Raw genomic sequence first — 15,639 nt, forward strand, 5'->3', positions numbered from 1 at the left:
GCGTTTCTTTTCAACAAGAAAATTCATCGGCATTGCCACAAGGAAATCTCCAGTCGATAAAAATAATCAATCTCATTGATAAAAGGACTTGCATTCTGGCCGCAAATGACAAATAATCTAAATAAGAATTGTTCGCATTTAATAGGAGGTGTTATGAGCCAACTGCACGAACAGGGCGTGGACCGTCGTAACAAGCCAAGCACGACTGCCAACGGTACTCCGATCACCCGCATCAAGAGCACGGACCTGTTCCGTCAGATGCGCGAACTGGAAATCGACCATGGCGGTCGAATTTACAAATTGCGCCTGACGCAATTGAACAAGCTGATTCTGACGGCGTAACGCCGTTGCAATCGAAGCGCAAGGTGGACAAACAAGCCAGCCAACGTTGAGGCCATTCTGACGTTCAGCCAGCAAAGCTAGCCAAGTGAGGAGAGTTTGATGGTTACCGACAAAATGAATTCTGCTTTCATGGAACCCAACGGTGCGCCGGCCCAGCCCGAACTTCTGGTATCAGCCGTCTTGCATCTGATGTCCCACTACACCGCCAACAACCATCAGGAAACCCAAAGCTGCGTCAAACTGGCGTCAGTCATTGAGCGTCACCTGAAAGCCCTGGCGGATTTGCCCAACCTGGCGCCAGTGCTGCGGGCGACTTGCCAGCAGCTCTCGGAACAATGGGGCAATGTCGTGGAACGTACGATGCCTCAGCCGGAAAAGTTCAAATTCTTCACGCGTATCGTCGCAGGAGCGCGATCCGCATAAGGCCTGATACAGCAGGCGGCAAGGCGTACAATGATCGTATGTGTTTGTAATAATGTTTCAGAAGGCAAGATTCACCAAGCAGTCGATGCAGGGCTGACATCCATGGCCGAGTTGCGCGCGCAACTCGGCGTTGGCACGTGCTGCGGCAAATGTCACTCTTGCGCCAAGCACGTCCTGCGCGAATGTCTCAACAATGCCTCCCAGACACATCAAAATGCGCGTCCCATCATGTTCCATGCATCGATGGCGGCGGCATAAGCCAAATTCATGAACGCAATTTCGCCACCTGTTATGAATAGCAGCCCCCCCAGCGCATTGATGCGCCAGGCACGAAAAATCGGCCCGCTCGGGCTGATCATCCTTTTGCACATCGCCTTTTTCTGGGCCCTGCAAAGCGGCCTGGTCCACCAGGTCGCCAGCGCCATCCCCAAAGAAGTGATCGCCACCTTCATCGTCCCGGAAAAAGCGCCGGAACCGGCCCCGCCCAAGGCAGAGCCGACGCCGCCCAAGGTCGTCAAGACCGTCAAGAAAAACATCACCCCGCCACCACCGATACCGGTCACGCAAGCGCCGGCCCCGACCGCCATCACCGCGCCCCCGCAACCGCCGCAGCCGGCCGAACCTTCTCCCCCGGCAGCAGCAGCGCCCGCCCCGGCGCCGGCGGCGCCGCCCGGTCCCGTCTTGCCCAAGCAGATCACCTCCGGCATCGAATACATTGAACCGCCGCGGGTGAATTACCCGGCCGTCTCCAAACGCATGGGCGAAGAAGGCGTGGTGCAGTTCAAGGTGACCGTCAATACCGGCGGTCGCGCCGAAAAGGTGGAAATCATCAAGTCTTCCGGCTATCCCCGGCTGGACGAGGAAGCGCGCCGCGCCGTCATGCGCGCCGTGTATAAGCCCTATATCGAGGATGGCCGCGCCATCGTCGTTGCCACCACCGGCAGCATTGCCTTCAAACTCAATTCATAAACTCACAAACAGTAGCAAAGGAAGTCATCATGGAAGTTAGTCCGTACGGATTGGAAAGCCTTTGGGCTCAAGGAGATTTCGTGACCAAGGGCGTTGCCGTCCTGTTGGTGGCCATGTCGATCGCATCCTGGTACGTGATCGTCACCAAGGCGATCCAGTTGCTGCGCCTGTCCAAGGCATCGGACGCCGCCGGCCATCAGTTCTGGGACACCACCAGCCTGCCCGAAGGCGTGGCCACGCTGGGCGACGACAATCCGTTCGCCGATGTCGCCCGTGCCGGCGTCACCGCGATGAGCCACCACACCGCCCACAAGGGCCACCTGCACGACCAGCTGTCGGTCAGCGACTGGGTCACCCTGTCGCTGCGCCAGGCCATCGATGAAGCCTCCGGCAAGCTGCAGGCCGGCATGGCCGTGCTGGCGTCGGTCGGCTCGACCGCCCCGTTCGTCGGCCTGTTCGGCACTGTCTGGGGCATCTACCACGCGCTGGTGTCGATCGGCACCACCGGCCAGGCCAGCATCGACAAGGTCGCCGGCCCCGTCGGCGAAGCGCTGATCATGACCGCGCTGGGCCTGGCCGTGGCGATTCCCGCCACCTTCGGCTACAACGCCCTGGTGCGCGGCAACAAGACCATCATCGCCAAGTTGAACAAGTTCGGCTTCGACCTGCACGCCCTGTTCGTGACCGGTTCGCGCACCGCTTCGGAAGAATCGGAAAAAAACGGCGGTAAGGCCAAACTGTCCGCCGTCGGGAGAGCGTAATGGCCATGGGTTCCCTGTCCGATTCGGACGACGATTTCAACCCGGAGATCAACACCACGCCGCTGGTCGACGTGATGCTGGTGCTGCTGATCATCTTCATCATCACCATCCCGGTGATGAACCATGCGGTGAAGATCGACCTGCCCAAGGCCAGCAGCCAGCCGGATGAGGTCAAGCCGGAAAGTATCAACCTCTCCATCGACGCCAGCGGCGCGGTATTCTGGAATGAAGAAAAGATCGACAGCAACCAGTTGGGCCTGCGTATCGCCGCCGCCGCCCAGAAGCAACCGCAACCCGAACTGCACCTGCGCGCCGAACGCACCACGCAATATGAAAAGGTGGCCCAGGTGATGTCCGCCGCGCAATCCGGCGGCCTGACCAAGATCGGTTTCGTCACGGAGCCGGACAAGAAGTAAACACGGCAGCAAGCGCAGAAACAAGCGCGACAAGTCGGCGATGCCCTGCAGCCTGGCCATCGCCGACACCAGGCAAAGCCTCCCTCGTGATGCGATGGAGGCTTTGTTTTTTCCCGCTCCGGGCGCATCGCGCCAACCCGGCGACCGGCGCTCTTCGCCTGCTTGCGCAAAGCAACGAAGAATTATGACAAGAATGATTCGCGCTAATTAATGATGAAGAAACAAAAGGCCTGCGCTATGATGCGTCCGTTCTTGCCGCCGCGCGTCCTCGGCCCATTGGCCCGGCTCCTGTGTGCGGCTTCTTCATCTACCAACGAATTCAGAGGTTCCCATGAAAGGCGATCCAGCTGTCATCAAGTTGCTCAATGCGCAACTGACAAACGAGCTCACCGCAATCAACCAGTATTTCCTGCATGCCCGCATGTATAAGCACTGGGGCCTGGACAAGATCGGCGCCAAGGAATACGCCGAGTCGATCGGCGAAATGAAGCATGCCGACAAGCTGATCGACCGCATCCTGATGCTGGACGGCCTGCCCAACCTGCAGGCGCTGCACAAGCTGATGATCGGCGAGAACACCAAGGAAATGATCGAGTGCGACCTGAAGCTGGAAAAGGCTGCGCACAAGACCGTCAAGGAAGGCATCGCCACCTGCGAACAGCACGGCGACTATGTCTCCCGCGAACTGTTCCAGATGATCCTGGACGATACCGAAGAGCATATCGACTGGCTGGAAACCCAGCTGGACCTGATCGAGAAAGTCGGCATCCAGAATTACCTGCAAAGCCAGATGTCCCCGGCCAGCGAGTAAGCCTGACGGATGGCCTGCCATAAAAAAACGCGCTTCCAGAAGCGCGTTTTTTTACATCCATCGGCGCCTGCGCGCCGCTCCGGGTTCAGACCTGCGGCACCGTATCCCTGAACGACTGCCGTTCCGACAGCTTGTCGAACAGGCGGGCCAGCTCCGGATAGTCTTCGCGCCACGTCAGATCGGGGAAACGGAAAGCCAGCCAGCCCAAAGCGCAACCGACGGCGACGTCGGCCAGGCTGTAGTGGTTGCCGACGCAAAACGGCTTGTCCCCCAGGCCATCGGCCATCGCCTTGAGCGACGCCTCCACCTTGCTCCACTGGCGCTTGATCCATTCCGGGCTCTGCTGCTTGGTGGGGCGCTGGGTCTTTTCCAGGCGCACCAGCACTGCGGCATCCAGCAAGCCATCGGCCAGCGCTTCCCAGCACTTGATCTCGGCACGCTCGCGGCCGTTGGTCGGCAAGAGCTTGCCGACCGGGGTCAGGGTATCGAGGTATTCGACGATCACGCGCGAATCGAACATGGCGCCGCCGTCGTCCATCAGCAGGCAAGGCACCTTGCCCAGCGGATTGCTTTGCTGGATGGTGGTCGATGCGCTCCAGACATCTTCCAGGATGAGTTCGTAATCGATTTTTTTCTCAGCCATTACGACGCGTACCTTGCGCACGAACGGACTGGCGTAAGAGCCAATGAGTTTCAGCATAGTCTTTAGTGTAATTATCCGCAGCGATTATAGCATTCGGACTTGGGCTCAAATTCAGGCGCCCGCCCCGGCCGGCCGGAAAGCAACAAGCCCGCAAAACTGGGGCCGGATAGCCGGCGGATGGTAAAATCCTGCCTTCAGGTGATTCCGGGATTGATGTCAGTCATATATCAAATTTCCGCCAATCTTCAGTCAACGCATCTCATCCGTTTTCCATCATGTCTCTCTCCGCTCTTTCGGCCCTGTCCCCACTGGACGGGCGCTATGCTTCCAAAACCGACAAACTGCGTCCCATCCTGTCCGAGGCAGGCTTCATGCACCATCGCGTGAAGGTCGAGATTGCCTGGCTGCAAGCCTTGTCGGAAGCCGGCTTTGCCGAAATCAAGCCATTCCCGGCCGCGGCCAGCCGCTTGCTGGACAAGCTGGCGGCCGACTTCACCGAAGCCGATGCCGCCCGCATCAAGGAAATCGAAGCCGTCACCAACCACGACGTCAAGGCCGTGGAATACTGGCTCAAGGAAAAAGTGAAAGACGTGCCGGAACTGGTTGCGGCGTCCGAGTTCATCCATTTCGCCTGCACCTCGGAAGACATCAACAACACCTCGCACGGCATGATGCTCAAGGCCGCGCGCGACAGCGTGATGCTGCCGGCCCTGCACGACGTGATCGCCAAGCTGACCGGACTGGCGCATGAACACGCGGCCGTGCCGATGCTCTCGCGCACCCACGGCCAGCCGGCCAGCCCGACCACCCTGGGCAAGGAAATCGCCAATGTCGTGGCGCGCCTGCAACGCGCCGCCAAGCGCATCGCCGCCGTCGAGATCCTGGGCAAGATGAATGGCGCCGTGGGCAACTACAATGCCCACCTGTCCGCCTATCCGCAGACCGACTGGGCCGCCTTCTCGAAGAACGTGATCGAGCAGCGCCTGGGCCTGACCTTCAACCCCTACACTATCCAGATCGAGCCGCACGACTACATGGCCGAGCTGTTCGATGCCTTCGCCCGCACCAATACCATCCTGCTGGACCTGAACCGCGATATCTGGGGCTACATCTCGCTGGGTTACTTCAAGCAGCGCACCAAGGCCGGCGAAATCGGTTCGTCGACCATGCCGCACAAGGTCAACCCGATCGACTTCGAAAACTCCGAAGGCAACCTGGGCATGGCCAACGCCGTACTCAAGCACTTGTCCGAAAAACTGCCGGTCTCGCGCTGGCAGCGCGACCTGACCGATTCGACCGTGCTGCGCAACATCGGCGTCGGCTTCGGTTACTCGCTGCTGGCCTATGACAGTTGCCTGCGCGGCCTGAACAAGCTGGAGGTCAACCCGGCGCGCCTGGCCGAAGACCTGGACGCCACCTGGGAAGTACTGGCCGAGCCGGTGCAGACCGTCATGCGCCGCTACGGCATCGAAAACCCGTATGAACAGTTGAAGGAACTGACCCGCGGCAAGGGCATTTCCAAGGAAGCGCTGCGCGACTTCATCAATGGCCTGGCCATCCCGCAGGAAGCCCGCGACCACCTGCTGGCCATGACCCCGGCCAACTACATCGGCAACGCGGTGGCCTTGGCCAAGCAGATCTGAGCCCCGGATCGCCTGCCGCCGGGCAGGCAATCCCCCCCGCCCCATGGCGTGCTTCCTGCACGCCATTTTTGTTTCCCCGCCCACGCCCATCCGCTCGCCGACAGGATTGCTCGCAAAACCGGATGGGTGAAATTCCATTTCAAGCAGTAATGGCCCCTTGCCAACCTCTTTATACTCACATACCGGCAAAAGAATGGCATGATGCAATGCACTGAGGAATTTGCCGCAGCGTCTCCATCGCGCAATTCCTGGCCTGGCTCCCTGCTGTGACGAAACCATTTCAGGCCACACCGTTCCAACCGCAACAACAAAATTCACACGCTATGGACCGCTACACCAAACCCGCCGTGCTGCTGCACTGGCTGATCGCCCTGCTGATCATCTCCGCCTTCGGCCTGGGACTGACCATGGTCGACATCCCCGGTCTGACCCCGACCAAGCTCAAATACTTCTCCTGGCACAAATGGATAGGCGTCACCGTACTGGCCCTGGCCTGCCTGCGGCTGCTGTGGCGCCTCAGCAATAAAGCGCCCGCCTACCCGGCACATATGCCGCGCTGGCAGCAGAGCATGGCGCATTGGATGCATGCGGGCCTGTACGTACTCATGTTCGCCGTCCCGCTCTCCGGTTATTTCTACAGCCTGTCGGCCGGCGTGCCGGTGGTTTACCTGGGCATCGTGCCGCTGCCGGTGCTGATGGCGCCCAATCCGGAACTCAAGCCGCTGCTCAAGGACATGCACTATGCGCTGAACATGGTCCTGCTGGCGGCCTTCTGCCTGCATGTGCTGGCCGCGCTCAAGCACCAGTTCATCGACCGCGACAACCTCTTCCGGCGCATGCTGCCGTAAGCGGACCGCCGGCATCTGCCGATTTGCCCCAAGCCCACTGTTTGTTTCAGTTCGTTTCAGTTTGTCTTTACCGGAACCCCCTATGACACTGCGAAGCTTCCTCTCCCCCTCCCTAATCGCCATCGGAGCGATCGCGCTGGCCGCTTCGGCCCAGGCCGCGCCGCTCAAGGTCGATGCCGCCAAAAGTGCGGTCACCGCCACCTTCAAGCAACTGAACGTGCCGATTGACGCCAAGTTCAAGAAATTCACCGCCGCCATCGATTTCGATCCGGCCAAGCCTGCCGAAGGCCGTGCCAGCGTCGACATCGACATAGCCAGCTTCGACCTGGGCGCCGCCGAATACAACCAGGAAGTGCAGAAGAAGGAATGGTTCAACGCGGCCCAATTCCCCAAGGCCACGTTCGTGGCAAGCTCGATCAAGCCCAGCGCCGGCGCGCCGGCCGGCACCCGATTCGATGTCGCCGGCAAGCTGACCATCAAGGGCAAAAGCACCGATGTCAGCTTCCCGCTGGCGGTAAAGAAGGAAGGCAATGCCCAAGTCTTCGACGGCACGCTGCCGATCAAGCGCCTGACCTACAACATCGGCGAAGGCGAATGGAAAGATACCGGCATGGTGGCCGATGAAGTGAGCATCAAGTTCCATATCGTCGCCACGCCATAACCCGCCTCGCCGGCAGAACACATCAGAAGAACCGCGCCATCCACGCAACAGTCCACGCCCGCCAGACGCATCGCGTTTGAAGCGCCAACATTACCTACAAGGAACCGATACATGAAACTGAACCACGCCCTCCTCGCCCTGTTCGCCGCCGGCACCGTCGGCTCCGCCTTCGCCGCCGACACCTACACCATCGATCCGAACCACACCTATCCCAGCTTCGAAGCCGACCACATGGGCGTGTCGTTCTGGCGCGGCAAATTCACCAAGACCAGCGGCACCGTGAACCTCGACCGCGCCGCCAAGACCGGCACCATGGAGATCACCGTCGACACTTCCTCGATCGACTTCGGCCATGCCAAGATGAACGAGCACGCCAAGGGCGCCGAGATATTCGACGTGGCCAAGTACCCGACCGCCGTCTACAAGGGCACCGCCATCAAGTTCGACGGCGACAAGCCGGTATCGGTCGAAGGCACGCTGACCCTGCATGGCGTGACCAAGCCGCTGACGCTGGCCATCAACAAGTTCAACTGCATCCAGCACCCGATGCTCAAGCGCGAAGTCTGCGGCGGCGATGCCTCGGCCAGCTTCAACCGCGCCGACTTCGGCATCGACTACGGCGCGAAATACGGCTTCTCCATGGAAACCAAGCTGGCCATCCAGGTCGAGGCGATCAAGAGCAACTGATCAGCATCGGGCCTGTCCCCATAGAAAGCCGATGCCTTGCGCATCGGCTTTTTTACGTCCCCGGCACATGTGCAATCCTTGCAATGGATCATTGAGCCAATGGCCAGGATGTCGCACAATGGCTCGCATTCGCCGTTTTGCATCTCTGCAGAACTTTTTAAAACGCGCTAATCTAGCACTGTTCCAAAAGGATCAAGTAGCATGTCGATAGCAGACCTACGTAAAGACTACAGCCGCGCCAGTTTGTCCGAACTCGAAGTCGCCGCCGACCCAGTTGACCAATTTGCAATCTGGTTCGACGAAGCGACCAAAGCACAGATCCCCGAACCCAACGCGATGAGCGTTGCCACCGTCGGGCCCGATGGAAGACCGTCTTCGCGCATCGTATTGATCAAGCAATTTGATCAACATGGCTTTACCTGGTTTACCAACTACGACAGCCGCAAGGGAAAGGAAGCCCAGGCCAATCCGTACGTTGCCTTGCTGTTCCACTGGGTCGAACTTGAACGCCAGGTTCGTATCGAAGGGAAGCTGGAACGCGTCAGCCAGGAAGAAAGCGACGCGTACTTCTCCAGCCGCCCCCTGGCCAGCCAATTGGGAGCCATCGCTTCCCGGCAGAGCCAGGCAGTCGCAGATCGCGACACGCTGGAACGGCAATACGAAACGACGAAACGGCAATACGGCGACCATCCGGTTCGCCCCGCCCATTGGGGTGGCTACCGGGTCATCCCTGATCGCATTGAATTCTGGCAAGGCCGGCCCTCGCGCCTGCATGATCGTGTGCTCTACACCCGAACAGACAGCGGCGAATGGCAGCGGCAGCGCCTGCAGCCCTGATCGCTGCCTGACCGGGGCTGCAGAACCCGTTTCACAATGAAACGGGTTCTTAAGCATTCACGTCACTACGCGGAGGAAAATCGTGTTTTGGGAAAAGAAGCTTGACGCCTGGGTAGAGAATGTTCGCAACGCATCGGCCCTGCCGCTGCGGCTGGTGTTGTGGAACGGCCAGCAATACGACTTCAGCCAGGGAGCCCCCGAGGTCACGCTGAAAGTGCCCCAGGCATCGGCCATCACCTCGCTGCTCAACCCTTCCCTTGCCAACCTGGGCGAAGCCTATGTCGAGGGCAAGATCGAGGTCGAGGGCGCGGTCAAGAGCATCATCAACGTCGCCAACGCGCTGGCGTCCAACACGCTCAAGGCTGAAGGCAAGCTGGGGCGCATGGTGCGCAGCGTGACCCACACGAAGAAGAAGGATGCCGAGGCGATCCAGTACCACTACGACGTCTCCAACGACTTCTACCAGTTGTTCCTCGATGAGCGCATGGTGTATTCCTGCGCCTACTTCGAAAACGGCGACGAGGATCTCGCCACCGCCCAGGTCAAGAAAATCGACCATATCCTGAACAAGATCCAGCTCAAACCCGGCCAGACCCTGCTCGACATCGGCTGCGGCTGGGGCGCGCTGGTGATCCGGGCGGCGCAGAAATTCGGCGCAAAATGCGTGGGCATCACCCTGTCGCAGAACCAATACGCGCTGGCCAGGGAACGCGTCGAACGCGCCGGCCTCGCCGACCAGGTCGAAATCCGCCTGCAGGACTACCGCGACGTCACCGGCGTCTTCGACCGCATCACCAGCGTGGGCATGTTCGAACACGTCGGCATCAAGAACCTGCCGCTCTATTTCGGACAGATCAACAATCTGCTGGCTGACGGCGGCATGGCGATGAATCACGGCATCACCACCACCGACATCGACAATGGCGAATCGCCTTACGGCGCCGGTGAATTCATCGACAAGTACGTGTTCCCGGCGGGCGAACTGCCGCACCTCAGCGCGGTCTTGAAGGCCATGCAGGAAGGCGGCCTGGAAGCGTTCGATGTGGAAAACCTGCGCCGCCACTACGCCAGGACCTGCAGCATGTGGGCCGACAATTTCGAAGCCAACACCGACGCCATCCGCAAAGTCACCGACGAGAAGCGCTACCGCATCTGGCGCGTCTACCTGGCCGGCAGCGCCTACGGTTTCGAGCGCGACTGGATTTCGCTGTACCAGGTCGTTTGCACCAAGGCCAATACCAGCGCGCAAGGCTTGCCCTGGTCACGCAACTACATCTACGGCAAATGAGGGAGCCGTAGCCTCCCCTTTTTCGGCCCGGCGCCGATAGGCGCAGGCGGCTCAAGCGACTCAAGCAACTCAAGGCGCAAATAAAAGCGGGCGTAGGGCTCACGCCATACGCCCGCGTCCGCGAGAGCCGTTTTCCTTATTCAGGCTTGCTCTTGCCTGCGAATACCTCGCGCAATTTCGCCAACTTGGGCGCCACCACAAAAGCGCAATACCCCTGGAAGGGGTGCTGCTGGAAATAGTTCTGGTGGTAATCCTCGGCCTTGTAGTAGGGCTGCGCCGGACTCAGCTCGGTGACGATGGGCGCGTCCCATACCAGTGCCATCTCGGCAATGATGTGCTTGGCGGTATCGCGCTGGAGCTCGTTCTGGTAGTAGATGACCGAACGGTATTGGGTGCCGATGTCGTTGCCCTGGCGGTTCAATGTGGTCGGGTCGTGGATGGTAAAGAATATTTCCAGGATTTCCCGGTAGCTGATGGTTTGCGGATCGAAACTCAGTTTCACCACTTCCGCATGGCCGGTCTGGCCAGCGCAAACCTGTTCATAGCTGGGATTGACGACCGTCCCTCCCGTATAGCCGGACTCCACCGCATCGATGCCCTTGACCTGCTGGTAGACCGCCTCCAGGCACCAGAAACAACCGCCGCCCAGCACTGCGATTTCGCTAGCCATACAAACCTCCCTGTTCTTGATTGCCATTGCATCAGTTAAAACTCTAACGCAAAACGGTAGCAACCGTGCATTTTGTTGATGCACGCCAATATCGGAGCAGCCACGTATTCGCGCCAGCCTGCGGCAGGACCGGCCGCGATCCGTTATCATGCGCATGTCCGGCTTGCGCACTTACCAGGCGCCGCCCTTTCGAATCAACCCCCATACTTTCGATGCACACACGCTTCCCGCGCGCCGAGTCGCGCGAATTCGACGCCGCCCATTTCCGCCAGGCCCTATCCCAATTCGCCACCGGCGTCACCGTGATCACTACGCGCCTGGCCGATGGCAGCCTGCTCGGCCTGACCGCCAGCTCCTTCAATTCGGTCTCGCTCGATCCGCCGCTGGTGCTGTGGAGCCTGGGGACAAAGGCCAATAGCTTGCCGGTTTTCTCGGGCAATTCGCATTACGTCATCAACATCCTGGGCGCCGACCAGGCGCATGTGGCGCAGCAGTTTGCCAGCAAGAAGGAAGACCGCTTCGAAGGCATCTCCTATTCACTCTCGCGCACCGGCCAGCCCGTGCTCGACGGCGTGTCCGCCTGGTTCGAATGCCATAACCGCAGCCAGTATCCTGAGGGCGACCATGTGATCTTCGTCGGCGAGGTCGAACACTGCGAGGTCCATCCGCAGGCGGCCTTGGTATTCCACAATGGGGGCTTCATCAAAACCGGGAAAATCTGACCCGCCCGACATGCTGCCTCGGCCTCGATGGCGCAGGCACGGCATAAAAAAAGCGCCCGAGGGCGCTTTTTCATTCAGCTCCGGCTGAATCAGAACTTGTAGCCGACAGACAGGAAGCTCACGATCGGATCCAGAGTAATGCTGGTCTTGTAACGTTGCGTTCCCAGCGCAGCAGCCGGGCCGCCAGGCGATGCAGTGATATCGGCATCGGTCTTCAACGGGATGTACGACACTGACAAGCTCATCGACCATTTTTCGTTGAAATTATACGTAGCACCCGCATTCAGCACAGGCGCCCATGAGGAACCCAGCGACGCCGTTGCAGAACCACCGAGTGCGCGCGTATTGAGCGAAGCGCGATTCTGGAAGGAGTCGGACAGTTTCACATCCGAATACCATACATAAGTGACACCGGCCCCAACGAATGGACGGAATTTGCTGTTGCCGTCACCAAAATAGTATTTGGCTACGATGGCAGGGCTCCACTGCTTGGCGGTGCCAAGTTCGCCCAACCCAGCCAGATCACCCTGGCCTTTCAGTTTAAATTTTGGCGGAATACCCAAATCGGCAGTAACCGCGATGTTGTCGGTGAAGAAGTGGGTAAATGCGATACCCAGCGTATCCGCGTCGCTGACGCTGGAGTGGCTGTTGGAATAATAACCGGCTGGAATGCCGCCATTGGTCGTCTTGGTCAGGCCTTCGCTCGAATCCTGCGGCGTAAGGTGAAACCAACCCACGTTCAAAATATTGCTGCCGGCGGTCTGCGCCATGGCCGGAGCAGCGAATGCCGCCATCACGGACAATGCGGCGATTTTGGGCAAAAGGGAAAATTGTTTCTGCATTTCTGTCTCCAAGAATTGAGGGCTGTGCCCAGATTTTTTATTCCCGCCGGCTGGTGTCGGCAGGTGGTTTCTCAACGGTTAATTTGCCGTTTTTGATTTTTTTTGCATCACTCAGGGCGACTGATACTTCCCCCGATATTTACATCTTCCAAACAAAAAGAACGTGCGTGCTATTCTTTGAAGATACTATGCCAGCTTTGTGACAATTTGTATAGACGATGTCGGCCGTTGTCTTGTTTTGACAACCAGCAACTGACCCGCAGGTCAGTACCAGCAAGGACGGCAGAGCTTCAGGGGAAGGAAAGGCAGCGCTCAGGCGCCGGTCAGACGCGACAGGATGCCGATGGAATCGAAGGCGGCGCGGCGCAAACGGTCGTTGACGCCTTGCCACTGGCTCGTCACGGGGAGGGCCTCGACGACGATGATGTCGGCGCCGGCGTGGTCCATGTCGCGCAAGGCGGCATAGATGTCATGCGCATAGGCGTCTGCGTCTTGCGGCATGCGCCGCGCGGCAAACACCTGGGACGCTTGCGGCAGGCGATGGATCAATGCCGCCGTCTTGTTCTGCGCATGCAGCTTGGCAAGCACTTGCGGCAGTTCTTCCGGGTTGACCTGCACTACCGGCGTATGCGGCGCATAGTGCGCATCCAGCGTGCCAGACGCGCGCGGCGCGGCGGCATCCGGCGCGGCGGGCGCGGCGCCCAGCACTGCGGCAATCTGCTCGGCGCTGATCTGGCCCGGGCGCAACAGCACCGGTCCGTGGGTATCGATACGGCTGAGGTCGACGATAGTCGACTCGATGCCGACCTCGCTTTGGCCGCCATCGAGCACGTAATCGACCAGGCTGTCTTCATCGCCGCCAAACTCTTCGCGCACATGCTCGGCGGTGGTGGGGCTGACGTGTCCGAATTTGTTGGCCGACGGGCCGGCGATGCCGCCCTTGCCGCCGCGGAATTCGCGCAGCAAGGCCTGCGCCACCGGGTGCGACGGGCAACGCAAGCCGACCGAATCCTGGCCGCCGGCAACGGCGTCGGGAATGTGCGAGGCACGCTTCAAGATCAAGGTCAGCGGCCCCGGCCAGAAAGAGGCGATCAGACGGCGCGCCTCTACCGGCACCGACGCCGCCCAGTAGCCGATGTCGGCCTCGGGCGCCACGTGCACGATCACCGGATGGTTGGCCGGACGCCCCTTGGCGGCATAGATCGCCGCGATGGCGGCCGGATTCTCGGCATCGCCGCCGAGGCCGTAGACCGTCTCGGTCGGGAAAGCCACCAGCTTGCCCTGCTCCAGCTTGCGCGCAGCCAGCATCACTGCGGCCGCATCGATCTGCAGCGTAGTGGGATTGTGCTTGTCGTCGCCCATGCTCGGTTCCTGCCGGCTCAAGGCGCGATGCCGAGGATGGCGCAAGCGGCAGCAAGCTGCTTCTGCGCCTCTTCAATGGTGGCGCCGGTGAAGGTCACATGGCCCATCTTGCGGCCGCGGCGCGCCTCGGCCTTGCCATACAAATGCAGATGGGCGCCGGGCAATGCCAGCACTTGCTCCCATGCCGGTTCGCGCACGTTCTCGCCGTCGTACCAGACATCCCCCAGGATGTTCAGCATCACCGCCGGCGAATGCTGTCGTGTGTCGCCCAGCGGCAGGCGGGCCATGGCGCGCGCCTGCTGTTCGAACTGGCTTGTGACGCAGGCATCGATGGTGTAATGGCCGCTGTTATGCGGACGCGGCGCCATTTCATTGACCACCAGAGAACCGTCCTGCAGCACGAAGAACTCGATGCACAGCACGCCGACGTAATGCATGCCTTCGATGATCTGCAAGGCCGCCTGCTGGGCGCGCGCGGCAGCGTCTTGCCCGATGTTGGGTCCGGGCACGGTCGTGGTGAACAGGATGCCGTCGCGATGCACGTTCTCGGCGATCGGATAGACCACGGCCTGGCCGTCGTCCCCGCGCGCCACCAGCACCGAGACCTCATAGGCCAGCGGCAGCATCTTTTCCAGCACGCAGGTCACGCCCTTCATGTCGGCGAAGGCGGCGCGCACTTCATCCAGCGTGCGCACGCGCGCCTGGCCCTTGCCGTCGTAGCCCATGCGGGCGGTCTTCAGGATGCCCGGCAGCAGGTCTTCGCCGATGGCGGCGATGTCGGCCTCGGAAGCGATCACGCGATGCGGCGCCGGCAATACGCCGGAACGGCTGCCGCACTCGGTAAAGAAGGCTTTCTCGGCGGTGCGGTCCTGGGCGATCGAAACCCCGCTGGCGGCAGGCGCGACGAAAGTCTGGCCGGCCAGGGCCGCCAGGCTGTGCGCCGAGACGTTCTCGAATTCGGTAGTAACCGCGGCGCACAGGCTTCCCAACTCGGCCAGGGCGCGGGCGTCATCATAGGGTGCGGCCAGCAGGCGGTCGGCCACCTGGCCGGCCGGGCAATCGGCATCGGCTTCCAGTACGGCGACCTTGAAGCCCATGCTCTGTGCGGCATGGGCGAACATGCGGCCCAACTGGCCGCCGCCCATCACGCCCAGCCAGGTGGCAGGCGTGGTCGAGGGAACGGCGGGCCGGGCTTGTTTCGGGGACTGCGTGGTCATACGGGCAGTTTCATGTCGAGGGCGACTTGCGTCTGGGTCTTGCGGAAGGCCTCCAGCTTGGCGGCCAGCGCATCGTCGGTGGTCGCCAGGATGGCGATGGCCGACAGCGCCGCATTGGCGGCGCCGGCTTCGCCGATGGCATAGGTCGCCACCGGAATGCCCTTGGGCATCTGCACGATGGACAGCAGCGAATCCTCGCCGCGCAGGTACTTGGACGGCACCGGCACGCCCAGCACCGGCACGATGGTCTTGGCCGCCACCATGCCCGGCAGGTGGGCGGCGCCGCCGGCGCCGGCGATGATGGCGCGCAGGCCGCGCGCGCGCGCGGTCTCGGCGTAGTCGAACATCTGGTCCGGCATGCGGTGCGCGGAGATCACCTGCGCCTCGAACGGCACATCGAAATCCTTGAGGATGGCCACGGCGTTCTGCATCACATCCCAGTCCGAGGAGGAACCCATGATGACGCCGACCAGCGGCTTGACGACGTTGCTCATGGC

At 60.7% G+C, this 15,639-nt stretch carries 21 protein-coding genes; 14 read left to right on the forward strand and 7 right to left on the reverse strand.

Annotation, left to right across the window (positions count from 1 at the left end; translation table 11 throughout):
- The first annotated feature begins 153 nt into the window (after positions 1–153).
- The 3 genes from hemP (at position 154) to FB597_RS08300 (ending at position 1,023) form a co-directional block, all read left to right on the forward strand.
- Positions 154–342 carry a hemin uptake protein HemP gene (gene hemP, locus FB597_RS08290; protein ID WP_141914366.1) on the forward strand — a complete coding sequence of 63 codons (189 nt, stop codon included), beginning with the start codon at positions 154–156 and terminating at the stop codon, positions 340–342.
- Between the two features lie 99 nt (positions 343–441).
- Entirely contained in the window at positions 442–765 is a 324-nt protein-coding gene (locus FB597_RS08295) for a hypothetical protein (protein WP_141914367.1), read from the forward strand.
- Positions 766–795: 30 nt separating this feature from the next.
- Complete coding sequence (locus FB597_RS08300) at positions 796–1,023, forward strand: bacterioferritin-associated ferredoxin (protein WP_144769150.1); 228 nt, start codon at positions 796–798, stop codon at positions 1,021–1,023.
- On the opposite strand, the gene FB597_RS20475 is transcribed toward FB597_RS08300, so the two are convergent.
- Positions 975–1,124, reverse strand: a complete 150-nt coding sequence (locus tag FB597_RS20475) for a hypothetical protein (RefSeq protein ID WP_255517139.1) — start codon at positions 1,122–1,124, stop codon at positions 975–977. The two genes, FB597_RS08300 and FB597_RS20475, sit on opposite strands and share 49 nt — an antisense overlap.
- Between FB597_RS20475 and FB597_RS08305 the strand changes: the two genes are divergently transcribed.
- From FB597_RS08305 to bfr, 4 genes are all read left to right on the forward strand, one after another.
- Entirely contained in the window at positions 1,057–1,734 is a 678-nt protein-coding gene (locus tag FB597_RS08305) for an energy transducer TonB (protein ID WP_255517117.1), read from the forward strand. The genes FB597_RS20475 and FB597_RS08305 overlap by 68 nt on opposite strands.
- A 29-nt stretch (positions 1,735–1,763) precedes the next feature.
- Positions 1,764–2,495, forward strand: a complete 732-nt coding sequence (locus FB597_RS08310) for a MotA/TolQ/ExbB proton channel family protein (RefSeq protein ID WP_144769154.1) — start codon at positions 1,764–1,766, stop codon at positions 2,493–2,495.
- Positions 2,495–2,911, forward strand: a complete 417-nt coding sequence (locus FB597_RS08315; protein ID WP_141914371.1) for a biopolymer transporter ExbD — start codon at positions 2,495–2,497, stop codon at positions 2,909–2,911. Before FB597_RS08310 ends, FB597_RS08315 begins: the two co-directional genes overlap by 1 nt.
- Before the next feature lie 331 nt (positions 2,912–3,242).
- Entirely contained in the window at positions 3,243–3,722 is a 480-nt protein-coding gene (gene bfr, locus FB597_RS08320) for a bacterioferritin (RefSeq protein WP_050468191.1), read from the forward strand.
- 85 nt (positions 3,723–3,807) lie between these two features.
- Here bfr and FB597_RS08325 read toward each other — a convergent pair whose 3' ends face one another.
- The gene (locus tag FB597_RS08325) at positions 3,808–4,422 is read right to left on the reverse strand and encodes a glutathione S-transferase family protein (protein ID WP_141914372.1); all 615 of its coding nucleotides are present in this window, start codon (positions 4,420–4,422) and stop codon (positions 3,808–3,810) included.
- A 218-nt stretch (positions 4,423–4,640) separates the two neighbouring features.
- Here FB597_RS08325 and purB point away from each other — a divergent pair, with 218 nt between their 5' ends.
- The 6 genes from purB to FB597_RS08355 all read left to right on the forward strand — a co-directional run bounded on the left by purB (position 4,641) and on the right by FB597_RS08355 (position 10,329).
- Positions 4,641–6,008, forward strand: coding sequence for an adenylosuccinate lyase (gene purB, locus FB597_RS08330; RefSeq protein ID WP_144769156.1), 1,368 nt, complete (start codon positions 4,641–4,643; stop codon positions 6,006–6,008).
- A 323-nt stretch (positions 6,009–6,331) separates the two neighbouring features.
- Positions 6,332–6,856, forward strand: a complete 525-nt coding sequence (locus FB597_RS08335) for a cytochrome b (protein WP_144769158.1) — start codon at positions 6,332–6,334, stop codon at positions 6,854–6,856.
- An 82-nt stretch (positions 6,857–6,938) separates the two neighbouring features.
- Positions 6,939–7,517, forward strand: coding sequence for a YceI family protein (locus FB597_RS08340; RefSeq protein WP_144769160.1), 579 nt, complete (start codon positions 6,939–6,941; stop codon positions 7,515–7,517).
- Positions 7,518–7,628: 111 nt separating this feature from the next.
- Entirely contained in the window at positions 7,629–8,204 is a 576-nt protein-coding gene (locus FB597_RS08345) for a YceI family protein (RefSeq protein ID WP_144769162.1), read from the forward strand.
- Positions 8,205–8,405: 201 nt separating this feature from the next.
- Positions 8,406–9,041, forward strand: coding sequence for a pyridoxamine 5'-phosphate oxidase (pdxH, locus tag FB597_RS08350; RefSeq protein ID WP_144769164.1), 636 nt, complete (start codon positions 8,406–8,408; stop codon positions 9,039–9,041).
- An 82-nt stretch (positions 9,042–9,123) separates the two neighbouring features.
- Entirely contained in the window at positions 9,124–10,329 is a 1,206-nt protein-coding gene (locus FB597_RS08355; RefSeq protein WP_141914378.1) for a cyclopropane-fatty-acyl-phospholipid synthase family protein, read from the forward strand.
- Between the two features lie 136 nt (positions 10,330–10,465).
- Here FB597_RS08355 and msrA read toward each other — a convergent pair whose 3' ends face one another.
- The gene (gene msrA / locus FB597_RS08360) at positions 10,466–10,999 is read right to left on the reverse strand and encodes a peptide-methionine (S)-S-oxide reductase MsrA (protein ID WP_144769166.1); all 534 of its coding nucleotides are present in this window, start codon (positions 10,997–10,999) and stop codon (positions 10,466–10,468) included.
- 212 nt (positions 11,000–11,211) lie between these two features.
- Here msrA and FB597_RS08365 point away from each other — a divergent pair, with 212 nt between their 5' ends.
- Positions 11,212–11,721: a flavin reductase family protein gene (locus tag FB597_RS08365; protein WP_141914380.1), complete on the forward strand. Its 510-nt coding sequence runs from the start codon at positions 11,212–11,214 to the stop codon at positions 11,719–11,721.
- An 89-nt stretch (positions 11,722–11,810) separates the two neighbouring features.
- On the opposite strand, the gene FB597_RS08370 is transcribed toward FB597_RS08365, so the two are convergent.
- The 4 genes from FB597_RS08370 to purE form a co-directional block, all read right to left on the reverse strand.
- On the reverse strand, positions 11,811–12,563 hold the full coding sequence (locus FB597_RS08370) for an OmpW family protein (RefSeq protein WP_144769168.1): 753 nt from the start codon (positions 12,561–12,563) through the stop codon (positions 11,811–11,813).
- Between the two features lie 312 nt (positions 12,564–12,875).
- Entirely contained in the window at positions 12,876–13,925 is a 1,050-nt protein-coding gene (locus FB597_RS08375) for an L-threonylcarbamoyladenylate synthase (RefSeq protein WP_144769170.1), read from the reverse strand.
- 17 nt (positions 13,926–13,942) lie between these two features.
- A complete protein-coding gene (locus FB597_RS08380) occupies positions 13,943–15,142 on the reverse strand; it encodes a 5-(carboxyamino)imidazole ribonucleotide synthase (protein WP_141914383.1) in 1,200 nt (399 codons plus the stop codon).
- The gene (purE, locus tag FB597_RS08385; RefSeq protein WP_141914384.1) at positions 15,139–15,636 is read right to left on the reverse strand and encodes a 5-(carboxyamino)imidazole ribonucleotide mutase; all 498 of its coding nucleotides are present in this window, start codon (positions 15,634–15,636) and stop codon (positions 15,139–15,141) included. Before purE ends, FB597_RS08380 begins: the two co-directional genes overlap by 4 nt.
- Positions 15,637–15,639 lie beyond the last annotated feature (3 nt).

The sequence above is a fragment of the Herbaspirillum sp. SJZ099 genome, from assembly GCF_007828355.1.
Lineage (GTDB): Bacteria > Pseudomonadota > Gammaproteobacteria > Burkholderiales > Burkholderiaceae_D > Herbaspirillum.

Excerpts from the sequence above, each read along its gene's own strand:
- hemP (WP_141914366.1), top strand. The coding sequence starts at position 154 with ATGAGCCAACTGCACGAACAGGGCGTGGACCGTCGTAACAAGCCAAGC.
- FB597_RS08295 (WP_141914367.1), top strand. The coding sequence starts at position 442 with ATGGTTACCGACAAAATGAATTCTGCTTTCATGGAACCCAACGGTGCG.
- FB597_RS08300 (WP_144769150.1), top strand. The coding sequence starts at position 796 with ATGATCGTATGTGTTTGTAATAATGTTTCAGAAGGCAAGATTCACCAA.
- FB597_RS08305 (WP_255517117.1), top strand. The coding sequence starts at position 1,057 with ATGAATAGCAGCCCCCCCAGCGCATTGATGCGCCAGGCACGAAAAATC.
- FB597_RS20475 (WP_255517139.1), bottom strand. The coding sequence starts at position 1,124 with ATGATCAGCCCGAGCGGGCCGATTTTTCGTGCCTGGCGCATCAATGCG.
- FB597_RS08310 (WP_144769154.1), top strand. The coding sequence starts at position 1,764 with ATGGAAGTTAGTCCGTACGGATTGGAAAGCCTTTGGGCTCAAGGAGAT.
- FB597_RS08315 (WP_141914371.1), top strand. The coding sequence starts at position 2,495 with ATGGCCATGGGTTCCCTGTCCGATTCGGACGACGATTTCAACCCGGAG.
- bfr (WP_050468191.1), top strand. The coding sequence starts at position 3,243 with ATGAAAGGCGATCCAGCTGTCATCAAGTTGCTCAATGCGCAACTGACA.
- FB597_RS08325 (WP_141914372.1), bottom strand. The coding sequence starts at position 4,422 with ATGCTGAAACTCATTGGCTCTTACGCCAGTCCGTTCGTGCGCAAGGTA.
- purB (WP_144769156.1), top strand. The coding sequence starts at position 4,641 with ATGTCTCTCTCCGCTCTTTCGGCCCTGTCCCCACTGGACGGGCGCTAT.
- FB597_RS08335 (WP_144769158.1), top strand. The coding sequence starts at position 6,332 with ATGGACCGCTACACCAAACCCGCCGTGCTGCTGCACTGGCTGATCGCC.
- FB597_RS08340 (WP_144769160.1), top strand. The coding sequence starts at position 6,939 with ATGACACTGCGAAGCTTCCTCTCCCCCTCCCTAATCGCCATCGGAGCG.
- FB597_RS08345 (WP_144769162.1), top strand. The coding sequence starts at position 7,629 with ATGAAACTGAACCACGCCCTCCTCGCCCTGTTCGCCGCCGGCACCGTC.
- pdxH (WP_144769164.1), top strand. The coding sequence starts at position 8,406 with ATGTCGATAGCAGACCTACGTAAAGACTACAGCCGCGCCAGTTTGTCC.
- msrA (WP_144769166.1), bottom strand. The coding sequence starts at position 10,999 with ATGGCTAGCGAAATCGCAGTGCTGGGCGGCGGTTGTTTCTGGTGCCTG.
- FB597_RS08365 (WP_141914380.1), top strand. The coding sequence starts at position 11,212 with ATGCACACACGCTTCCCGCGCGCCGAGTCGCGCGAATTCGACGCCGCC.
- FB597_RS08370 (WP_144769168.1), bottom strand. The coding sequence starts at position 12,563 with ATGCAGAAACAATTTTCCCTTTTGCCCAAAATCGCCGCATTGTCCGTG.
- FB597_RS08375 (WP_144769170.1), bottom strand. The coding sequence starts at position 13,925 with ATGGGCGACGACAAGCACAATCCCACTACGCTGCAGATCGATGCGGCC.
- FB597_RS08380 (WP_141914383.1), bottom strand. The coding sequence starts at position 15,142 with ATGACCACGCAGTCCCCGAAACAAGCCCGGCCCGCCGTTCCCTCGACC.
- purE (WP_141914384.1), bottom strand. The coding sequence starts at position 15,636 with ATGAGCAACGTCGTCAAGCCGCTGGTCGGCGTCATCATGGGTTCCTCC.